The 14,492-nt window shown below is 72.6% G+C and carries 12 protein-coding genes; 9 read left to right on the top strand and 3 right to left on the bottom strand.

Annotated features, from left to right (window positions below; translation table 11 throughout):
• The first annotated feature begins 39 nt into the window (after positions 1-39).
• The 3 genes from NJC10_RS04850 (at position 40) to NJC10_RS04840 (ending at position 2,851) form a co-directional block, all read left to right on the top strand.
• On the top strand, positions 40-705 hold the full coding sequence (locus tag NJC10_RS04850) for an ATP-dependent Clp protease proteolytic subunit (RefSeq protein ID WP_248114972.1): 666 nt from the start codon (positions 40-42) through the stop codon (positions 703-705).
• Positions 706-876: 171 nt separating this feature from the next.
• The gene (gene clpX / locus NJC10_RS04845; protein ID WP_319074934.1) at positions 877-2,175 is read left to right on the top strand and encodes an ATP-dependent Clp protease ATP-binding subunit ClpX; all 1,299 of its coding nucleotides are present in this window, start codon (positions 877-879) and stop codon (positions 2,173-2,175) included.
• Between the two features lie 58 nt (positions 2,176-2,233).
• Positions 2,234-2,851, top strand: a complete 618-nt coding sequence (locus NJC10_RS04840; protein ID WP_298713404.1) for a DsbA family protein — start codon at positions 2,234-2,236, stop codon at positions 2,849-2,851.
• A gap of 93 nt (positions 2,852-2,944) precedes the next feature.
• Here NJC10_RS04840 and NJC10_RS04835 read toward each other — a convergent pair whose 3' ends face one another.
• The 3 genes from NJC10_RS04835 to valS form a co-directional block, all read right to left on the bottom strand.
• Entirely contained in the window at positions 2,945-3,262 is a 318-nt protein-coding gene (locus tag NJC10_RS04835) for a hypothetical protein (protein ID WP_319075003.1), read from the bottom strand.
• A 140-nt stretch (positions 3,263-3,402) separates the two neighbouring features.
• Positions 3,403-3,855 carry a DUF2231 domain-containing protein gene (locus NJC10_RS04830; RefSeq protein ID WP_319075002.1) on the bottom strand — a complete coding sequence of 151 codons (453 nt, stop codon included), beginning with the start codon at positions 3,853-3,855 and terminating at the stop codon, positions 3,403-3,405.
• Between the two features lie 62 nt (positions 3,856-3,917).
• Positions 3,918-6,587 (bottom strand): valine--tRNA ligase, encoded by a 2,670-nt coding sequence (valS, locus tag NJC10_RS04825; RefSeq protein ID WP_319074931.1) that lies wholly within the window; start codon positions 6,585-6,587, stop codon positions 3,918-3,920.
• A 141-nt stretch (positions 6,588-6,728) separates the two neighbouring features.
• Between valS and NJC10_RS04820 the strand changes: the two genes are divergently transcribed.
• The 6 genes from NJC10_RS04820 to NJC10_RS04795 all read left to right on the top strand — a co-directional run bounded on the left by NJC10_RS04820 (position 6,729) and on the right by NJC10_RS04795 (position 14,487).
• Entirely contained in the window at positions 6,729-7,547 is an 819-nt protein-coding gene (locus NJC10_RS04820; protein ID WP_319074929.1) for an SDR family oxidoreductase, read from the top strand.
• Positions 7,544-8,074, top strand: a complete 531-nt coding sequence (locus tag NJC10_RS04815) for a hypothetical protein (RefSeq protein ID WP_298713416.1) — start codon at positions 7,544-7,546, stop codon at positions 8,072-8,074. The genes NJC10_RS04820 and NJC10_RS04815 overlap by 4 nt, the downstream gene beginning before the upstream one ends.
• Positions 8,075-8,084: 10 nt before the next feature.
• Positions 8,085-8,717, top strand: coding sequence for a TIGR03085 family metal-binding protein (locus tag NJC10_RS04810; RefSeq protein WP_319074928.1), 633 nt, complete (start codon positions 8,085-8,087; stop codon positions 8,715-8,717).
• A gap of 297 nt (positions 8,718-9,014) precedes the next feature.
• On the top strand, positions 9,015-12,431 hold the full coding sequence (gene ileS, locus NJC10_RS04805) for an isoleucine--tRNA ligase (protein ID WP_319074927.1): 3,417 nt from the start codon (positions 9,015-9,017) through the stop codon (positions 12,429-12,431).
• On the top strand, positions 12,428-13,966 hold the full coding sequence (locus NJC10_RS04800; RefSeq protein WP_319074926.1) for a bifunctional folylpolyglutamate synthase/dihydrofolate synthase: 1,539 nt from the start codon (positions 12,428-12,430) through the stop codon (positions 13,964-13,966). Before ileS ends, NJC10_RS04800 begins: the two co-directional genes overlap by 4 nt.
• Positions 13,963-14,487, top strand: coding sequence for a DUF4233 domain-containing protein (locus tag NJC10_RS04795; protein ID WP_248114959.1), 525 nt, complete (start codon positions 13,963-13,965; stop codon positions 14,485-14,487). The genes NJC10_RS04800 and NJC10_RS04795 overlap by 4 nt, the downstream gene beginning before the upstream one ends.
• The last annotated feature ends 5 nt before the right edge of the window (positions 14,488-14,492 follow it).

The following is a 14,492-nucleotide window of genomic DNA, read 5'->3' as shown; positions in this document are numbered from 1 at the left end:
GCTCCCGGCCCCATCCAGACCCTCTCGAGGAGACCTTCCATGACCCCGTTCCCCGCCGGGCTCCCCACCGGGACGCCCTCCGCCACCGCTCCCAGCGCCCGCTACATCCTGCCGCAGTTCGAGGAGCGCACTCCCTACGGCTTCAAGCGCCAGGACCCCTACGCCAAGCTCTTCGAGGACCGCATCGTCTTCCTGGGCTCGCAGGTGGACGACGCGTCGGCCGACGACGTGATGGCGCAGCTGCTCGTCCTCGAGGCGATGGACTCCGAGCGTGACATCACGCTCTACATCAACTCCCCGGGCGGCTCGTTCACGGCCATGACGGCGATCTACGACACCATGCAGTTCATCCGGCCCGAGGTGCAGACCGTGTGCCTCGGCCAGGCTGCCTCCGCCGCGGCGGTGCTGCTGGCCGCCGGCGCCCCCGGCAAGCGCCTCGCGCTGCCCAACGCCCGCGTGCTGATCCACCAGCCGGCGATGCAGGGCGACCAGGGCACGGCCACGGACCTGGAGATCCACGCGCAGGAGATCAACCGCATGCGCGTCTGGATGGAGCAGACCCTGGCCTCGCTCACCAACCGGACCCCGGAGGAGGTCTCCCGGGACATCGACCGGGACAAGTTCCTCTCGGCCGACCAGGCCCTCGAGTACGGCCTGGTCGACGAGGTGCTCCCCTCCCGCAAGATCACCCGTCCGTCCGCCTGAGCCGACCGTCATGAGGGTCCGCCGCCGCATCGCGGGCGGGCCCTCGCGGCGTCCCGGGTGTCCGCCCCTTAACGCGTCCGGGTCCCCGCGTATCCTGGAGCGAGTCCGACAACGGAGTCGTCCGCCACGGGACACGACGCCGTCCATCCCGCCCATCTCGAGGAGACCACCATGGCGCGTATCGGAGAGAGCGCGGATCTGCTGAAGTGCTCGTTCTGCGGCAAGAGCCAGAAGCAGGTCCGCAAGCTCATCGCCGGCCCGGGGGTCTACATCTGCGACGAGTGCATCGAGCTCTGCAACGAGATCATCGAGGAGGAGCTGGGGGAGGCCGCCGAGTCGGACGAGCTGGTGCTCCCCACGCCGCAGGAGATCTTCGACCACCTGGAGCAGTTCGTGGTGGGTCAGGAGGCGGCCAAGCGCTCCCTCGCGGTGGCCGTCTACAACCACTACAAGCGCGTGCGCAGCCCGCAGGACCGCGGGGCGGACCTCGCGGAGCGGCTGTCGGGGCATGACGAGCTGGCGGATGTGGAGATCGGCAAGTCCAACATCCTCATGGTCGGGCCCACGGGCTCCGGCAAGACCTACCTGGCCCAGACCCTCGCGCGGAAGCTGAACGTGCCCTTCGCCGTCGCGGACGCCACGAGCCTCACCGAGGCCGGCTACGTGGGCGAGGACGTGGAGAACATCCTCCTCAAGCTCATCCAGGCCGCGGATCACGACGTGAAGCGCGCCGAGCAGGGGATCATCTACATCGACGAGATCGACAAGATCTCCCGCAAGTCCGAGAACCCCTCCATCACCCGGGACGTCTCGGGCGAGGGCGTGCAGCAGGCGCTCCTGAAGATCCTCGAGGGCACGGTGGCCTCCGTGCCGCCGCAGGGCGGTCGCAAGCACCCGCACCAGGAGTTCCTGCAGATCGACACGTCCAACGTCCTGTTCATCGTCGCCGGCGCCTTCGCCGGGCTGGACGAGATCATCGGCTCCCGGGCCGGCCGCAAGGGGATCGGGTTCGGCGCGCCGCTGAACCACCTGGGGGCGGGGGAGACCTCCTACGCGGACGTCCGCCCGGAGGACCTCCTCAAGTTCGGCCTCATCCCGGAGTTCATCGGCCGCCTGCCCGTCATCACCACGGTGGAGGACCTCACGCGGGAGCAGCTCGTCCGCGTCCTCACCGAGCCGAAGAACGCCCTGCTGAAGCAGTACCGGAAGATGTTCCTCATGGACGGCGTCGAGCTGGAGTTCGAGCCGGACGCGCTCGAGGCCGTCGTCGAGCTGGCCGAGGCCCGCGGCACCGGCGCACGAGGGCTGCGCTCCATCATGGAGAACGTCCTCAAGCCCGTGATGTTCGAGCTGCCCTCCCGCACGGACGTCGGGACCGTGGTGGTCACCGGGGACGCCGTGCGCGGAGACGCCGAGCCCCTGCTCATCCCGGCCGAGGTGGAGCGCCGCCGCCGCGGCCGCAGCGCCTGACGGCACCGCCTGACCCACCTCGTCCGCACCGCAGCACCGACACCGAGAGAGGCCCCTCATGACCGAGACCCCGCAGACCCCCGTCGTCGACTTCTACTTCGACCCCACGTGCCCGTTCGCCTGGATCACCTCCCGCTGGATGCTCGAGGTCGAGCAGGTCCGGGACGTCGAGGTGCGCTTCCACCAGATGTCCCTCTACATGCTCAACGAGGGCCGCGAGCTGGACCCGGACTACCGCCGCCACACGGACGAGGGGCTCATCCCCGGCCGCGCCACCCTGCACGTGGGCACCGAGCGCCCCGAGCTGCTCGCCGACTGGTACACGGCGCTGGGCACCCGTATCCACGAGCAGGGGAACAAGGACTACGAGGCGGTCATCGCCGAGGCCGCCGAGGAGCTCGGCCTGGACGCCACCGCCGTCCTGGAGTCCACCCGCACCGACGCCGCCGACGATCACCTCCGCGAGGCGCAGCGCAGGGCCGAGGAGCTGGTGGGGAACGACGTCGGCACCCCGGTCGTGGCCCTCGAGGGGACGGCGTTCTTCGGCCCCGTGATGACCCGCATCGCGCGCGGCGAGCAGGCCGGCCGCATCTTCGACGGCGCCGTGGCGCTGGCCGAGTTCCCGTACTTCTACGAGCTCAAGCGCGCCCGCACGACGAGCCCCGAGTTCGACTGATCCTGGGGCTCCTGCCGCGGAGCACCGCAGGCCCGGCAGCTGCTCCCTCGAGCAGAGGTCGGGCCTGCGGCGTGTGCGGGGTCCTCGCGGGCCTCAGAGCGCCCGGGCGATCCGTCCCGCCGAACGGATCATCGGGATCTGCAGGGGCAGGCGGCCGAAGGCCATGGCGCGGAAGGGAACCGAGGCGTGCCGGGCCCGCCAGGCCATCCACATGTTGCCCGGCCACACGGCCACGAACAGCGCCTGGGCGGCGCGCGCCCCCACCCTCCGCGTCCTGGGGGCGGCGAGCAGCCCGGCCACCGCCAGCTCGGCCACACCCGAGCCGAGGGTCCACACCCGCGCGGAGCCGGGCAGGGCCGGCGGGATGAGGCCGTCGAACGACTCGGGCTTCACGAAGTGCAGCACGCCCATGCCGGCGAGCACGCCGGCGGTGCGGCGGGCGGTGCGGTGCGCGCCGGCGGACCCGCGGCGAGGATCCGGCGGCGGGGTGGCGGTGGGGCGGGGGAGGAGTCGCATGCGGCCAGTCTCCCGCATCAGACCGCCCCGGCCGCTCACGCCGCCCCGAGCCACAAGAGCTGCGCCCCGGCGTGGCCTGCCTGGATCGCGACGACCACGCCCGCGAGAGCGGCCACGAGGGTGAGCACGGCCAGCACGGTGTGGACGACGGGTCGATTCTCACCGAACGCCCGCGTCGCCGCGGGGGAGCGGTGCCAGAAGAGAGCCACGTGGACCGCGAGGAGCATGAGGGTGAGGAAGGCCAGGTTGCGCGTCATCTCCCCGAGCTGGGCATGCTGCTCCAGCAGCGCCGAGCTCTCGCCGAGCCGTGCCTCCAGGTCCTCCCCTGACCACGTGGCGAACCACGAGCCGAGTGCGGCCAGCAGGGCCAGGCCGAGGGTGAAGGGGGCGGACCACTGGAACCAGCGGCGCGAGACCAGGGTCGGGACCGTCAGGAGTGCGACGAGGGGGATCAGCACGACGGGCAGGTGGACGAGGAGCGGGTGCAGGGGGAGGCCGCGGGCCCGGCACCCCGCCCCGGGTGGGACGGCGCGCCGGGCCCGTGGACGGGTCAGGCCTGCTCGGCCGGGGCCAGCTCCACATCGGTGACCTCGAGGTCGCCCTCGCCCTCGGCCTCGACGAGCACGACGTCGGCCACGTTGCCGGCCGCCTTCAGGTCGGCCAGCCCGCCGCGCAGCGCGTCGAGCTGCGCCGCGCCGGCCCGCACGGTCGCCGTGCGGACTTCGGTGCGCTGCTTGACCTTTGCCTCCGACTTCGACTTGCGGACGCCGCCGAGCACCTGCGCCACGACGGCGAGGACCCGCGGGTCGCCGCCCTCGGCCGCCGCGCGCAGCCCGCTGAGCTCGGCCTCGAGGCCGGGCCACGGGGCGCGGTGCACGGAGCCGGTGCGCCACCAGCTCCACACCTCCTCGGTCGCGAACGGCTGGAACGGGGCCAGGAGGCGCAGGAGCGCGTCCAGGGTGGTGGCGAGCGTCGCCACCACGGAGGCCTGCTCCGCCTCGCCGTGGCCGCCGTACGCGCGGTCCTTGACGAGCTCCACGTAGTCGTCCGTGAACTGCCAGAAGAACTGCTCGGTCACGTTCAGCGCCCGGGCGTAGTCGTACCCGGCGAACGCGGCGGTGGCCTGCTCGACGGTCTGGGCCAGGCGGGCCAGCAGCGCGGCGTCCAGGGCGTTGGTCACGACGGCGGCGTCGGCCTCCGAGCGCACCACGGCGTCGGAGGTGGCGCCCAGGTTGAGCACGAACTTCGCCGCGTTGAGCAGCTTGATCGCCAGTCGGCGGCCGATCTTCATCTGCGCCACCTCGTAGGCGGTGTCCGCGCCGAGGCGGGCCGAGGAGGCCCAATAGCGCACCGCATCCGCGCCGAACTCCTCGAGGATGTCGGTGGGGACCACCACGTTGCCCTTGGACTTGGACATCTTCTTGCGGTCCGGGTCCAGGATCCACCCGGAGAGGGCGGTGTCCGTCCACGGGACGGAGCCGTTGAGGGCGTCCGCGCGCACCACGGTGGAGAACAGCCACGTGCGGATGATGTCGTGGCCCTGCGGGCGCAGGTCGAACGGGAAGACGTTCTCGAAGAACGCGTCGTCGCGGCTCCAGCGGCCCACGATCTGCGGGGTCAGCGAGGAGGTCGCCCACGTGTCGAGCACGTCGGGGTCGCCCGTGAAGCCGCCGGGGACGTCGCGCTGGTCCTCGGTGAAGCCCGGCGCGGGCTCGGCCACGGGGTCCACCGGCAGGACGGAGTCCTCGGGGACGATCGGCGCGTCGTAGACCGGCTCGCCGTCCTCGTCGAGGCGGTACCAGACCGGGATCGGCACGCCGAAGAAGCGCTGGCGGCTGACGAGCCAGTCGCCGTTGAGCCCGTCCACCCAGTTCTCGTAGCGGTGGCGCATGTGCTCGGGGTGCCACGTCAGCTCGCGGCCGCGCTCGATGAGGGCGGCGCGGCGGTCGGCGTCGCGGCCTCCGTTGCGGACGTACCACTGGCGCGAGGTGACGACCTCGAGGGGCTTGTCGCCCTTCTCGTAGAAGTTCACGGCGTGCATGATCTTCTTCGGCTCGCCGTCCATGAGGCCGGCCTCGGTGAGGGCGTTCACCACGCCCTCCTTCGCGGAGAACACGGTCTTGCCGGCCACGGTCTCGGCGTAGGCGGCGCGGCCGGCCTCCGTGGTGATCCACTCGGGGGTGTCGGCGGCGAAGCGGCCGTCGCGCCCGATCAGCGTCCGGGTGGGCAGCTGCAGCTCGCGCCACCACGTGACGTCGGTCAGGTCGCCGAAGGTGCAGACCATCGCGATGCCCGAGCCCTTGTCCGGCTTGGCCAGCTCGTGGGCCTTGACCTCCACCTCGACGTCGAAGAGGGGCGAGCGCACCGTGGTGCCGAACAGCGGCTGGTACCGCTCGTCGTCGGGGTGGGCCACGAGGGCGGAGCACGAGGCGAGCAGCTCGGGGCGGGTGGTCTCGATGAAGACCTGCTCGCCGTCGGCCGTGAAGAACGGGTAGCGATGGTAGGCGCCGGCGACCTCGCGGTCCTCGAGCTCGGCCTGGGCCACGGCGGTGCGGAAGGTGACGTCCCACATGGTGGGGGCCTCGGAGAGGTAGGCGTCGCCCGCGGCGATGTTGCGCAGGAAGGCACGCTGGGAGACGGCGCGGGAGACGTCGTCGATGGTGCGGTAGGTCATGGACCAGTCCACGGAGAGGCCGAGGCGGGTGAAGAGGTCCTCGAAGACCTTCTCGTCCTGCACGGCGAGCTCCTCGCAGAGCTCGATGAAGTTCTTGCGGGAGACGACGTCCCAGTCGCGCTGGTTCTTCGCCGGCGTCTCCGGCGGGCGGTAGCCCTCGATGTAGGGCTTCGTGGGGTCGCAGCGCACGCCGTAGTAGTTCTGCACGCGACGCTCGGTGGGCAGGCCGTTGTCGTCCCAGCCCATGGGGTAGAACACGTTCTTGCCGGTCATGCGCTGGTAGCGGGCCAGCACGTCGGTCTGCGTGTAGGAGAACACGTGGCCCACGTGCAGGGAGCCGGAGGCGGTGGGCGGCGGGGTGTCGATCGAGTAGACCTGCTCGCGCGTGGTGTCCGGGTCGAAGGCGTAGGTGCCCTCCTCGGCCCAGCGGGCGGTCAGCTTGTCCTCGAGTCCCTCGAGGGCGGGGCGGTCCGGGACCGCCACGGCGGTCGTCGGAGCGGGGGATGCGTCGGTGGGCGTGTCTGTGCCCTGCGTGTTCTCAGCCATGCCGGCCATTCTCCCACGGCCGCACGGTGGGGCTGTGAGCACGCACGACCATCCCCGCCCCTCCCGCACGGTCCGCGTGCGGCGCGCCGACGAGGCCCGCTGCGGCCCTGTCCCCGTCGGCCCCGTGCCTACAGTGGACGCGTGACCGAGACCTCGCAGACCCCCGCCCCGTCCACCGTGGCCGACTCCTCGACGCCGCCCCGCACCGCCGTCGTGACCGGCGCGACCTCCGGCATCGGCCGCGCCACCGCCCTCGCGCTGGCCCGCCGCGGCTGGCGGGTGTACGCCGCCGGCCGCCGCGCCGAGCGCCTCGAGCAGCTCGCCGCGCAGGTGCGCGCCGAGGGCCTCATGGGGGAGGTCCGGCCCGCGCCCCTGGACGTGACGGACGCGGCGGCCGTCGGCGCGCTGGCCGACCGGGTGGCCGCGGAGGGCGGCGCGGACACGCTGCTCAACATCGCGGGCGGCGCGCAGGGCGTGGACGCCGTGGCCGACGGCGACCCGGCCGGCTGGGAGTGGATGTTCCGCGTCAACGTGCTCGGCACCCTGAACGCGTGCCGCGCCTTCCTTCCCCTGCTGCGCGCGCACGGGGAGGGCACCGTCCTGAACCTCACGTCGACGGCGGCGATCGTCGCCTATGAGGGAGGTGCGGGGTACAACGCGGCCAAGATGGGCGCCCACGGGCTGACCGGGGCCCTGCGCCTCGAGGAGGCCGAGCACAACGTGCGCGTGGTCGAGGTGCTGCCGGGCATGGTGCACACCGAGGAGTTCTCGAAGAACCGCCTCGGGGGAGACCAGTCGGCGGCCGACGCGGTCTACGCCGGCGTGGAGAAGCCCCTCACGGCGGAGGACGTCGCCGAGGTGTGCGTACACGCCGTCGAGCTGCCGCACCACGTGAACCTGGACCAGATCGTGATGCGGCCCGTCGCGCAGGCCGCCCAGCACAAGGTGATCCGCCGATGACCGGGTTCGCGCAGGACATGCCCTTCACGGAGCGGGCGCGCTTCGAGCGGGAGGTGCGCCGGGCGGAGCGGGCGATCCCCGATGCGCGGCTGCGGCTGGCCGCGGCCGCCGCCGCGGGCCTCGGCTGCGGAGTGGCCTCCCTGATCCCGCTGGGGCGGCTGCCGCACGTCCGGACCGCCGCGGCGTTCGGCGGCGCCGTGGCCCTGCTCATCCCGAGCGGTGCCTGGGCGGCCTCCGTCCGCGGGGGCGGCAGCGCGTCCTCGGCCGGCCCCGTCGTGGACGGCCCGCGTCAGGCGGTGGCGCTGGCGGCGGGGAGCGTCGGCATCGGGACGGTCCTGGGCGTGAGCCTGTGGCTCTCCCTGAAGGCGGACGCGGGCCTCGAGCGCCTGGCCGTCCGCCGCGGTGCGCGGCACCCGCGCCGGTGGATGGGCGTGGCCGGCGGCGTGCTCGGCGGACTCGTCGAGTTCGCAGAGCGCACCCCGCCCTCGGCCCCGCACTCCTCGCCGTCGCGGGTGTCCGCTCGCTAGCCTGGCGACCATGACCTTCGCCTCTGCCGAACGTGCCCGCCTGTCCGACCTCCTCCTCGAGAACGGCCCCGACGCCCCGACCCTCTGCGAGGGGTGGACCACCCGCGACATGGCCACGCACCTGTGGGTCCGCGAAAACCGCCCCGACGCCGCCGCCGGCATGATGGTCGGCCCGCTCAAGGCCCACCTGGGCAAGGTCTCGGACCAGGCCAAGTCGCGCGACTACCGCGAGCTGGTCCAGTCCTGGGCCAAGGGCCCCGGCACCCTGAACCCCATGCGCCTCGCCGACAAGCACGTGAACGCCGCCGAGCACTTCATCCACCTCGAGGACGTGCGTCGGGGCGAGGTCGCCCGCGGCGGAGAGCTCCCCGCGCCCCGCGCCTTCTCCGAGCGGGACACGGACGCGCTCTACCGCTCCCTGCGCCGCATGGCCCCGATGCTCCTGCGCTCCTCGACGGTCCCCGTCGTCCTGCAGGCCCCCGGCCGCGCGCCCGTGACGGTGGCCCGCGAGTCGGTGGCCGTCCACACCCCGGTCACCGTGTCGGGTGAGGTCGGCGAGCTGCTCCTCTGGGCCCACGGCCGCGACGCCGTGCACGTCACCGTGGATGGAGACCTCGCCGCGGTGAAGCGCGCCAGACTCTGACGCGCACCCCCTCACGCCTGTGCCCGCCGGTCCACTACACTGGCGGGCACAGGCGTCGATCCGGCCATCACCGGTGAGCCTCCGGAAGAACGGGCGTCCGCCGCAGGCGGCGCCTCAGTAGAACCGGACGGGCAGGCCCGTCACAGCCGTCACGAAGCGGTCGGTCCGCGCACCGCCCTCGCCTCCGCGCGCGGGCAGCAGGGACCGGCAAGCAAGGTGGTACCGCGCCGCCGGCGGCCCCACGGCCCCGGTGTGCGTCCTTGCACGGAACACCTCCCCGGACCGCAAAGGACCACCGTGTACCCCCTCGCCTCCTCTGACCCGAACGGCACCACGCCCGCCTCGCCGCGCCTGCCGGAGATCGAGCGCCGCATCCTGCAGTACTGGGACGAGGACGGCACGTTCCAGGCCTCCATCGACCAGCGCCCGCCGCTCACCGAGGACGGCGCGCAGAACGAGTTCGTCTTCTACGACGGCCCGCCCTTCGCGAACGGCCTGCCGCACTACGGCCACCTCCTCACGGGCTACGTGAAGGACCTCGTGGCCCGCTACCAGACGCAGCAGGGCCGCCGCGTGGAGCGCCGCTTCGGCTGGGACACCCACGGTCTGCCCGCCGAGCTCGAGGCGATGAAGCAGCTCGGCATGACGGACAAGGCCGAGATCGAAGCCATGGGCATCGACCGGTTCAACGACGCGTGCCGCGCCTCCGTGCTCAAGTACACGGACCAGTGGCAGGAGTACGTCACCCGCCAGGCCCGCTGGGTGGACTTCGAGAACGACTACAAGACCCTCACCCCGGACTTCATGGAGTCCGTGATCTGGGCGTTCTCCCAGCTGCATGAGAAGGGGCTCACCTACCGCGGGTTCCGCGTGCTGCCCTACTGCTGGAACGACGAGACCCCGCTCTCCAACCACGAGCTGCGCATGGACGACGACGTCTACCAGATGCGCCAGGACCCCTCCGTCACCGTCTCCTTCCCCGTCACGGGCCTGCCGGAGGACGCCGCGCTCATCCCCGACGGCGGCGCCGACGCCGACCTGGCCGAGCGTCTCCTCGGCGTGCACGTCCTCGCGTGGACCACCACGCCCTGGACCCTGCCGACCAACGCGGCCCTCGCCGTCGGGCCGGAGATCGCCTACGCCGTAGTGCCCGCCGGCCCCGAGGGCGCCTCCGTGGACGCGGAGCGCTTCCTCCTCGCCCTGGACCGCGTGCCCGCCCACGCCAAGGAGCTCGGCTACGCGGACGCGGAGGCCGCGCGCGCCGCCGTCGTGGAGACCATCCCCGGCGCCCGCCTGGGCGGGCTGCGCTACGCGCCCCTGTTCACGGACGTGTTCGACGCCCACCGCGGCGAGACGTTCACCGCGAACGGCCGCGAGCTCACCCTGGACGCCGCCCACCGCATCCTCGTGGACGACTACGTCTCCACCGACGACGGCACGGGCGTGGTCCACCAGGCCCCCGCCTACGGCGAGGACGACCAGCGGGTGTGCGAGGCGAACGGCATCCCCGTGCTGCTCTCCGTGGACTCGGGCGCGAAGTTCCTCCCGCTGTTCGCCCGCGAGGACACCGGACGCGGCGACATCGACGAGATCGCCGGCGTGCAGGTCTTCGAGGCCAACCGGACGATCGTGCGCGCGCTGCGTGACCTGGGCCGCGTGGCCCGCGAAGCCTCCTACGAGCACTCCTACCCGCACTGCTGGCGCTGCCGGAAGCCGCTGATCTACCGCGCGGTGACCTCCTGGTACGTCGCGGTCACGCAGGTCAAGGAGCGCATGCTCGAGCTGAACGAGGAGATCACCTGGATCCCCGGCAACGTGAAGCACGGGCAGTTCGGCACGTGGGTGGCCAACGCCCGCGACTGGTCGATCTCCCGCAACCGCTACTGGGGCTCGCCCATCCCGGTGTGGGAGTCCGACCACCCGGACTACCCGCGCCAGGAGGTCTACGGCTCGCTCGCCGAAATCGAGGAGGCCTTCGGGCGCCTGCCGCGCAACGCCGAGGGCGAGGTCGACCTGCACCGTCCGTGGATCGACGACCTCACCCGCCCGCACCCGGACCCCGAGGCCGCCGCGGCCGGGGCCGTGATGCGCCGCGTCGAGGACGTCCTGGACGTCTGGTTCGACTCCGGCTCCATGCCGTACGCGCAGGTGCACTACCCGTTCGAGCGGGCCGAGTGGTTCCCCACGCACAACCCGGCCGACTTCATCGTGGAGTACATCGGCCAGACCCGCGGCTGGTTCTACACGATGCACATCCTCGCCACCGCGCTGTTCGACCGCCCCGCGTTCTCCAACGTGATCTCGCACGGCATCGTGCTCGGCTCGGACGGCCAGAAGATGTCCAAGTCGCTGCGCAACTACCCGGACGTCAACGAGGTCCTGGACCGCGACGGCTCGGACGCCATGCGCTGGTTCCTCATGGCCAGCCCCATCCTGCGCGGCGGCAACCTGATCGTCACGGAGGAGGGCATCCGCGAGGCCACCCGCCAGGTGATCCTCCCGGCGTGGAACGCGTGGCACTTCTTCTCGCTCTACGCCAACACGGCCCATGACGGCGGCGCCCGCCCCGAGGGCTACCGCGCGAGCGAGCGCCACACTTCCGAGGACCCCCTGGACCAGTACGTCCTGGCCGCCACGGGGCAGATGCTGCGCGAGGTCAAGGCGGCGCTGGACTCCTATGAGGTCTCCGACGCCACGGAGGCGCTGCGCACCTTCATGGACACGCTGACCAACTGGTACATCCGGCGCTCCCGCGAGCGGTTCTTCGCCGAGGACACCGTGGCCATGGACGTCCTGTACACCGTGCTCGAGGCGTTCACGCGCGCCGCCGCGCCGCTGCTGCCCCTCGTGGCGGAGGAGATCTGGCGCGGCCTCACCGGCGGCCGCTCGGTGCACCTGACCGACTACCCGGATGCGGACCTGTTCCCGCACGGCCCTGAGGCGGAGACGCTCGTGGCCCGCATGGACGCCGTGCGCCGCATCAGCTCCGCCGGCTCGGCGCTGCGCAAGGGCGCCAAGCGCCGCGTGCGCCTGCCGCTCGCGCGCCTGTCCGTCGTCGTGCCGGACGCCGCCGGCCTCGAGGGCACCTACGCGCGGATCGTCGCGGACGAGCTCAACCTCAAGGAGGTGGCGCTCACCGAGCTCTCGGACGAGGCCATCGCCGAGTACGGGATCGGCACGAAGCTGACCCTGAACTTCCGCGAGCTCGGCAAGGCGTTCGGCAAGCAGGTCCCGCTCGTGAAGAAGGCCGTCGACGCCGGCGCGTACGCGGAGACCGCCGACGGGCTGGCGGTGGCCCTGGCCGACGGCGAGACCGTGACGCTGGCCCCCGAGCTCTACGAGCTGCGCACGGTGTCCACGGGCGCGCCCGCCGGCACCGCCGTCGGCGTGCTCTCCGGGGCGGCGGGCTTCCTCGTCCTCGAGACCGGGGTGAGCGCGGAGCTTGCCGCCGAGGGCGTGGCCCGCGACGTGATCCGCGCCGTCCAGGCGGCCCGCAAGGACGCCGGCCTCGAGGTCTCCGACCGGGTGCGCTCCCGGATCGAGGGCCCGGCGGCCGTGCTCGCGGCGCTCGAGTCGCACCGCGAGCTGATCGCGGGGGAGACGCTCTCGGCGGAGCTGGACCTCGTGGACTCCGGCGCGGAGGACACGCGCCAGGACCCGGCCGACGACGCCATGAAGGCCGTGGCCGTGACCGTGGAGAAGGTGGGCGCATGAGTGCGGATCAGAGGCCCGGCACGGTCGAGGCCGTCTACCGTGACCTGCTGGCCCGCGCGCCGGAGAACCGCATGGAGCCGCGGCTGGACCCCGTGCGTCGGGTGCTGGCCCTCCTGGGGGACCCGCAGGACGCCGCTCCCGTCATCCACCTGACCGGAACGAACGGCAAGACGTCCACGGCGCGCATGATCGAGGCCGTGCTGCGCGCCTACGGGCTGCGCACGGGCCGCTACACGTCGCCGCACCTGCAGAAGGTCACCGAGCGCATCAGCATCGACGGCGAACCGGTGTCCGACGAGACGTTCGTGCGCGTGTGGGGCGAGATCCTGCCGATCGTGCAGACCGTCGACGCCGAGCTGGAGGCCGCGGGCGAGCCGCGCCTGACGTACTTCGAGGCCGTCACCGTGCTCGGGTTCGCCGTCTTCGCGGACGAGCCCGTCGAGGTCGTCGTGCTCGAGGTGGGCCTGGGCGGCGTCACGGACGCGACCAACGTCGCCGACGGCGTCGTCTCCGTGGTCACCCCCATCTCCCTGGACCACACCGACCTGCTGGGGGACAGCGAGGCGGAGATCGCCGAGGAGAAGGCGGGGATCGTCAAGCCGGGCGGGTTCCTGGTGTCCGCGGTGCAGGAGCGCGACGCCGCCCAGGTGCTCCTGGAGGCCGCGCAGTCCGCGGGCGTGCCGTTCCGCTTCGAGGGCGTCGAGTTCGGCGTCGTTGAGCGTACGCTCGCGGTCGGCGGGCAGCAGGTCGCGGTGCGCGGCCTGGCCGGCGAGTACCCCGACCTCTTCCTGCCCCTGCTCGGCGAGCACCAGGCCCAGAATCTGGCCCTGGCCGTCGCCGCGCTCGAGGCGTTCCTCGGCGGGGGAGAGCGTCCCCTGGACGAGGAGCTGCTGCGGGAGGGCCTCGCGCAGGTCACCTCCCCGGGCCGCCTCGAGGTGCTGCGCACCGCCCCCACGGTGATCGTGGACGCCGCCCACAATCCCGACGGTGTGCGGGCCACCGTGCGCGCCGTGCAGGAGTCGTTCGGCTTCACGCGCCTCGTGCTCGTGGTGGGGGTGCTGCAGGAGAAGGACGCCCCCGCCATGCTGGAGGCGCTGCACCGCGCGTTCGGCGACGACGTCGCGGACCTGGCGCTCACCCAGTCGACGTCGCCGCGGGCCATCCCCGCGGCCGAGCTCGCGCGGATCGCCCTGGACGCCGGCTGGCCCGAGGACGACCTGTTCGCCACCGAGTCCGTGCCGGACGCGCTCGAGTGGGCCGTGGGCCGTGCCGAGGCGCTCGAGTCGAGCGCCGACGAGCTGGCCTCCGGCACGGGCGGTGGTGTGCTCGTCCTCGGGTCCATCACCCTCGCGGCCGAGGTCCGTGCGCTGCTCGGCGAGCCCCGCCGCGCCGGACCGGTGACGGTGGCCGCCCGCGGCCTCGACCCGGCCGATCTGCTGGACGCCGTGGGCCTGGCCGACGAGGACGAGGACGCCCTCGATCCCGAGATCCTCGAGCTGCTGGACGACGCCGACGAGACGGAGGACCACCGATGAGCCACGCGACGCCCCACCCGGCCGAGCCGGCCGAGACGTCCGGAACCGCCGCGACCGAGGGCGAGCACTTCGGTGCCGAGGCGTGGCGCCCCGAGCGTGAGACCAAGGCCCAGCGGTCCTGGACGCCCGGTCAACGCCGCCGTCGCCGTTCCACGCGCGCCATGTTCACGTCCGTGGTGCTGACCCTCGAGTCGGTCGTGATCTTCTTCCTGGGGATGACCCTGTTCGGGCTGAACCGCGGGGAGGAGCACGCCCTGTGGTTCGCGATCGGCTTCTCCGTCCTGGCTGTCGTCGCACTGCTGACGTGCGCGCTCGTGCAGAGGCCCGTGGGCATCTGGATCGGGTGGGCCATCCAGCTCGTGCTGATCGTGTCCGGGTTCTGGGAGTACTCGATGTTCGTGATCGGCCCGCTCTTCGCGCTCACGTGGTGGTACGCCGTGACCAAGGGCCGGGAGCTCGACCTCGAGAACGCCCGGCGTGACCGCCTCGAGGAGGAGTGGGCGGCGGAGCACGGGTCTTGAGGCGC

The organism is Micrococcus sp. M4NT, from assembly GCF_033790745.1.
In the GTDB taxonomy this organism is placed as follows: Bacteria; Actinomycetota; Actinomycetes; order Actinomycetales; family Micrococcaceae; genus Micrococcus.
The sequence above is the reverse complement of the archived record's forward strand: the minus strand, read 5'-3'. Positions and strand labels throughout refer to the sequence as shown.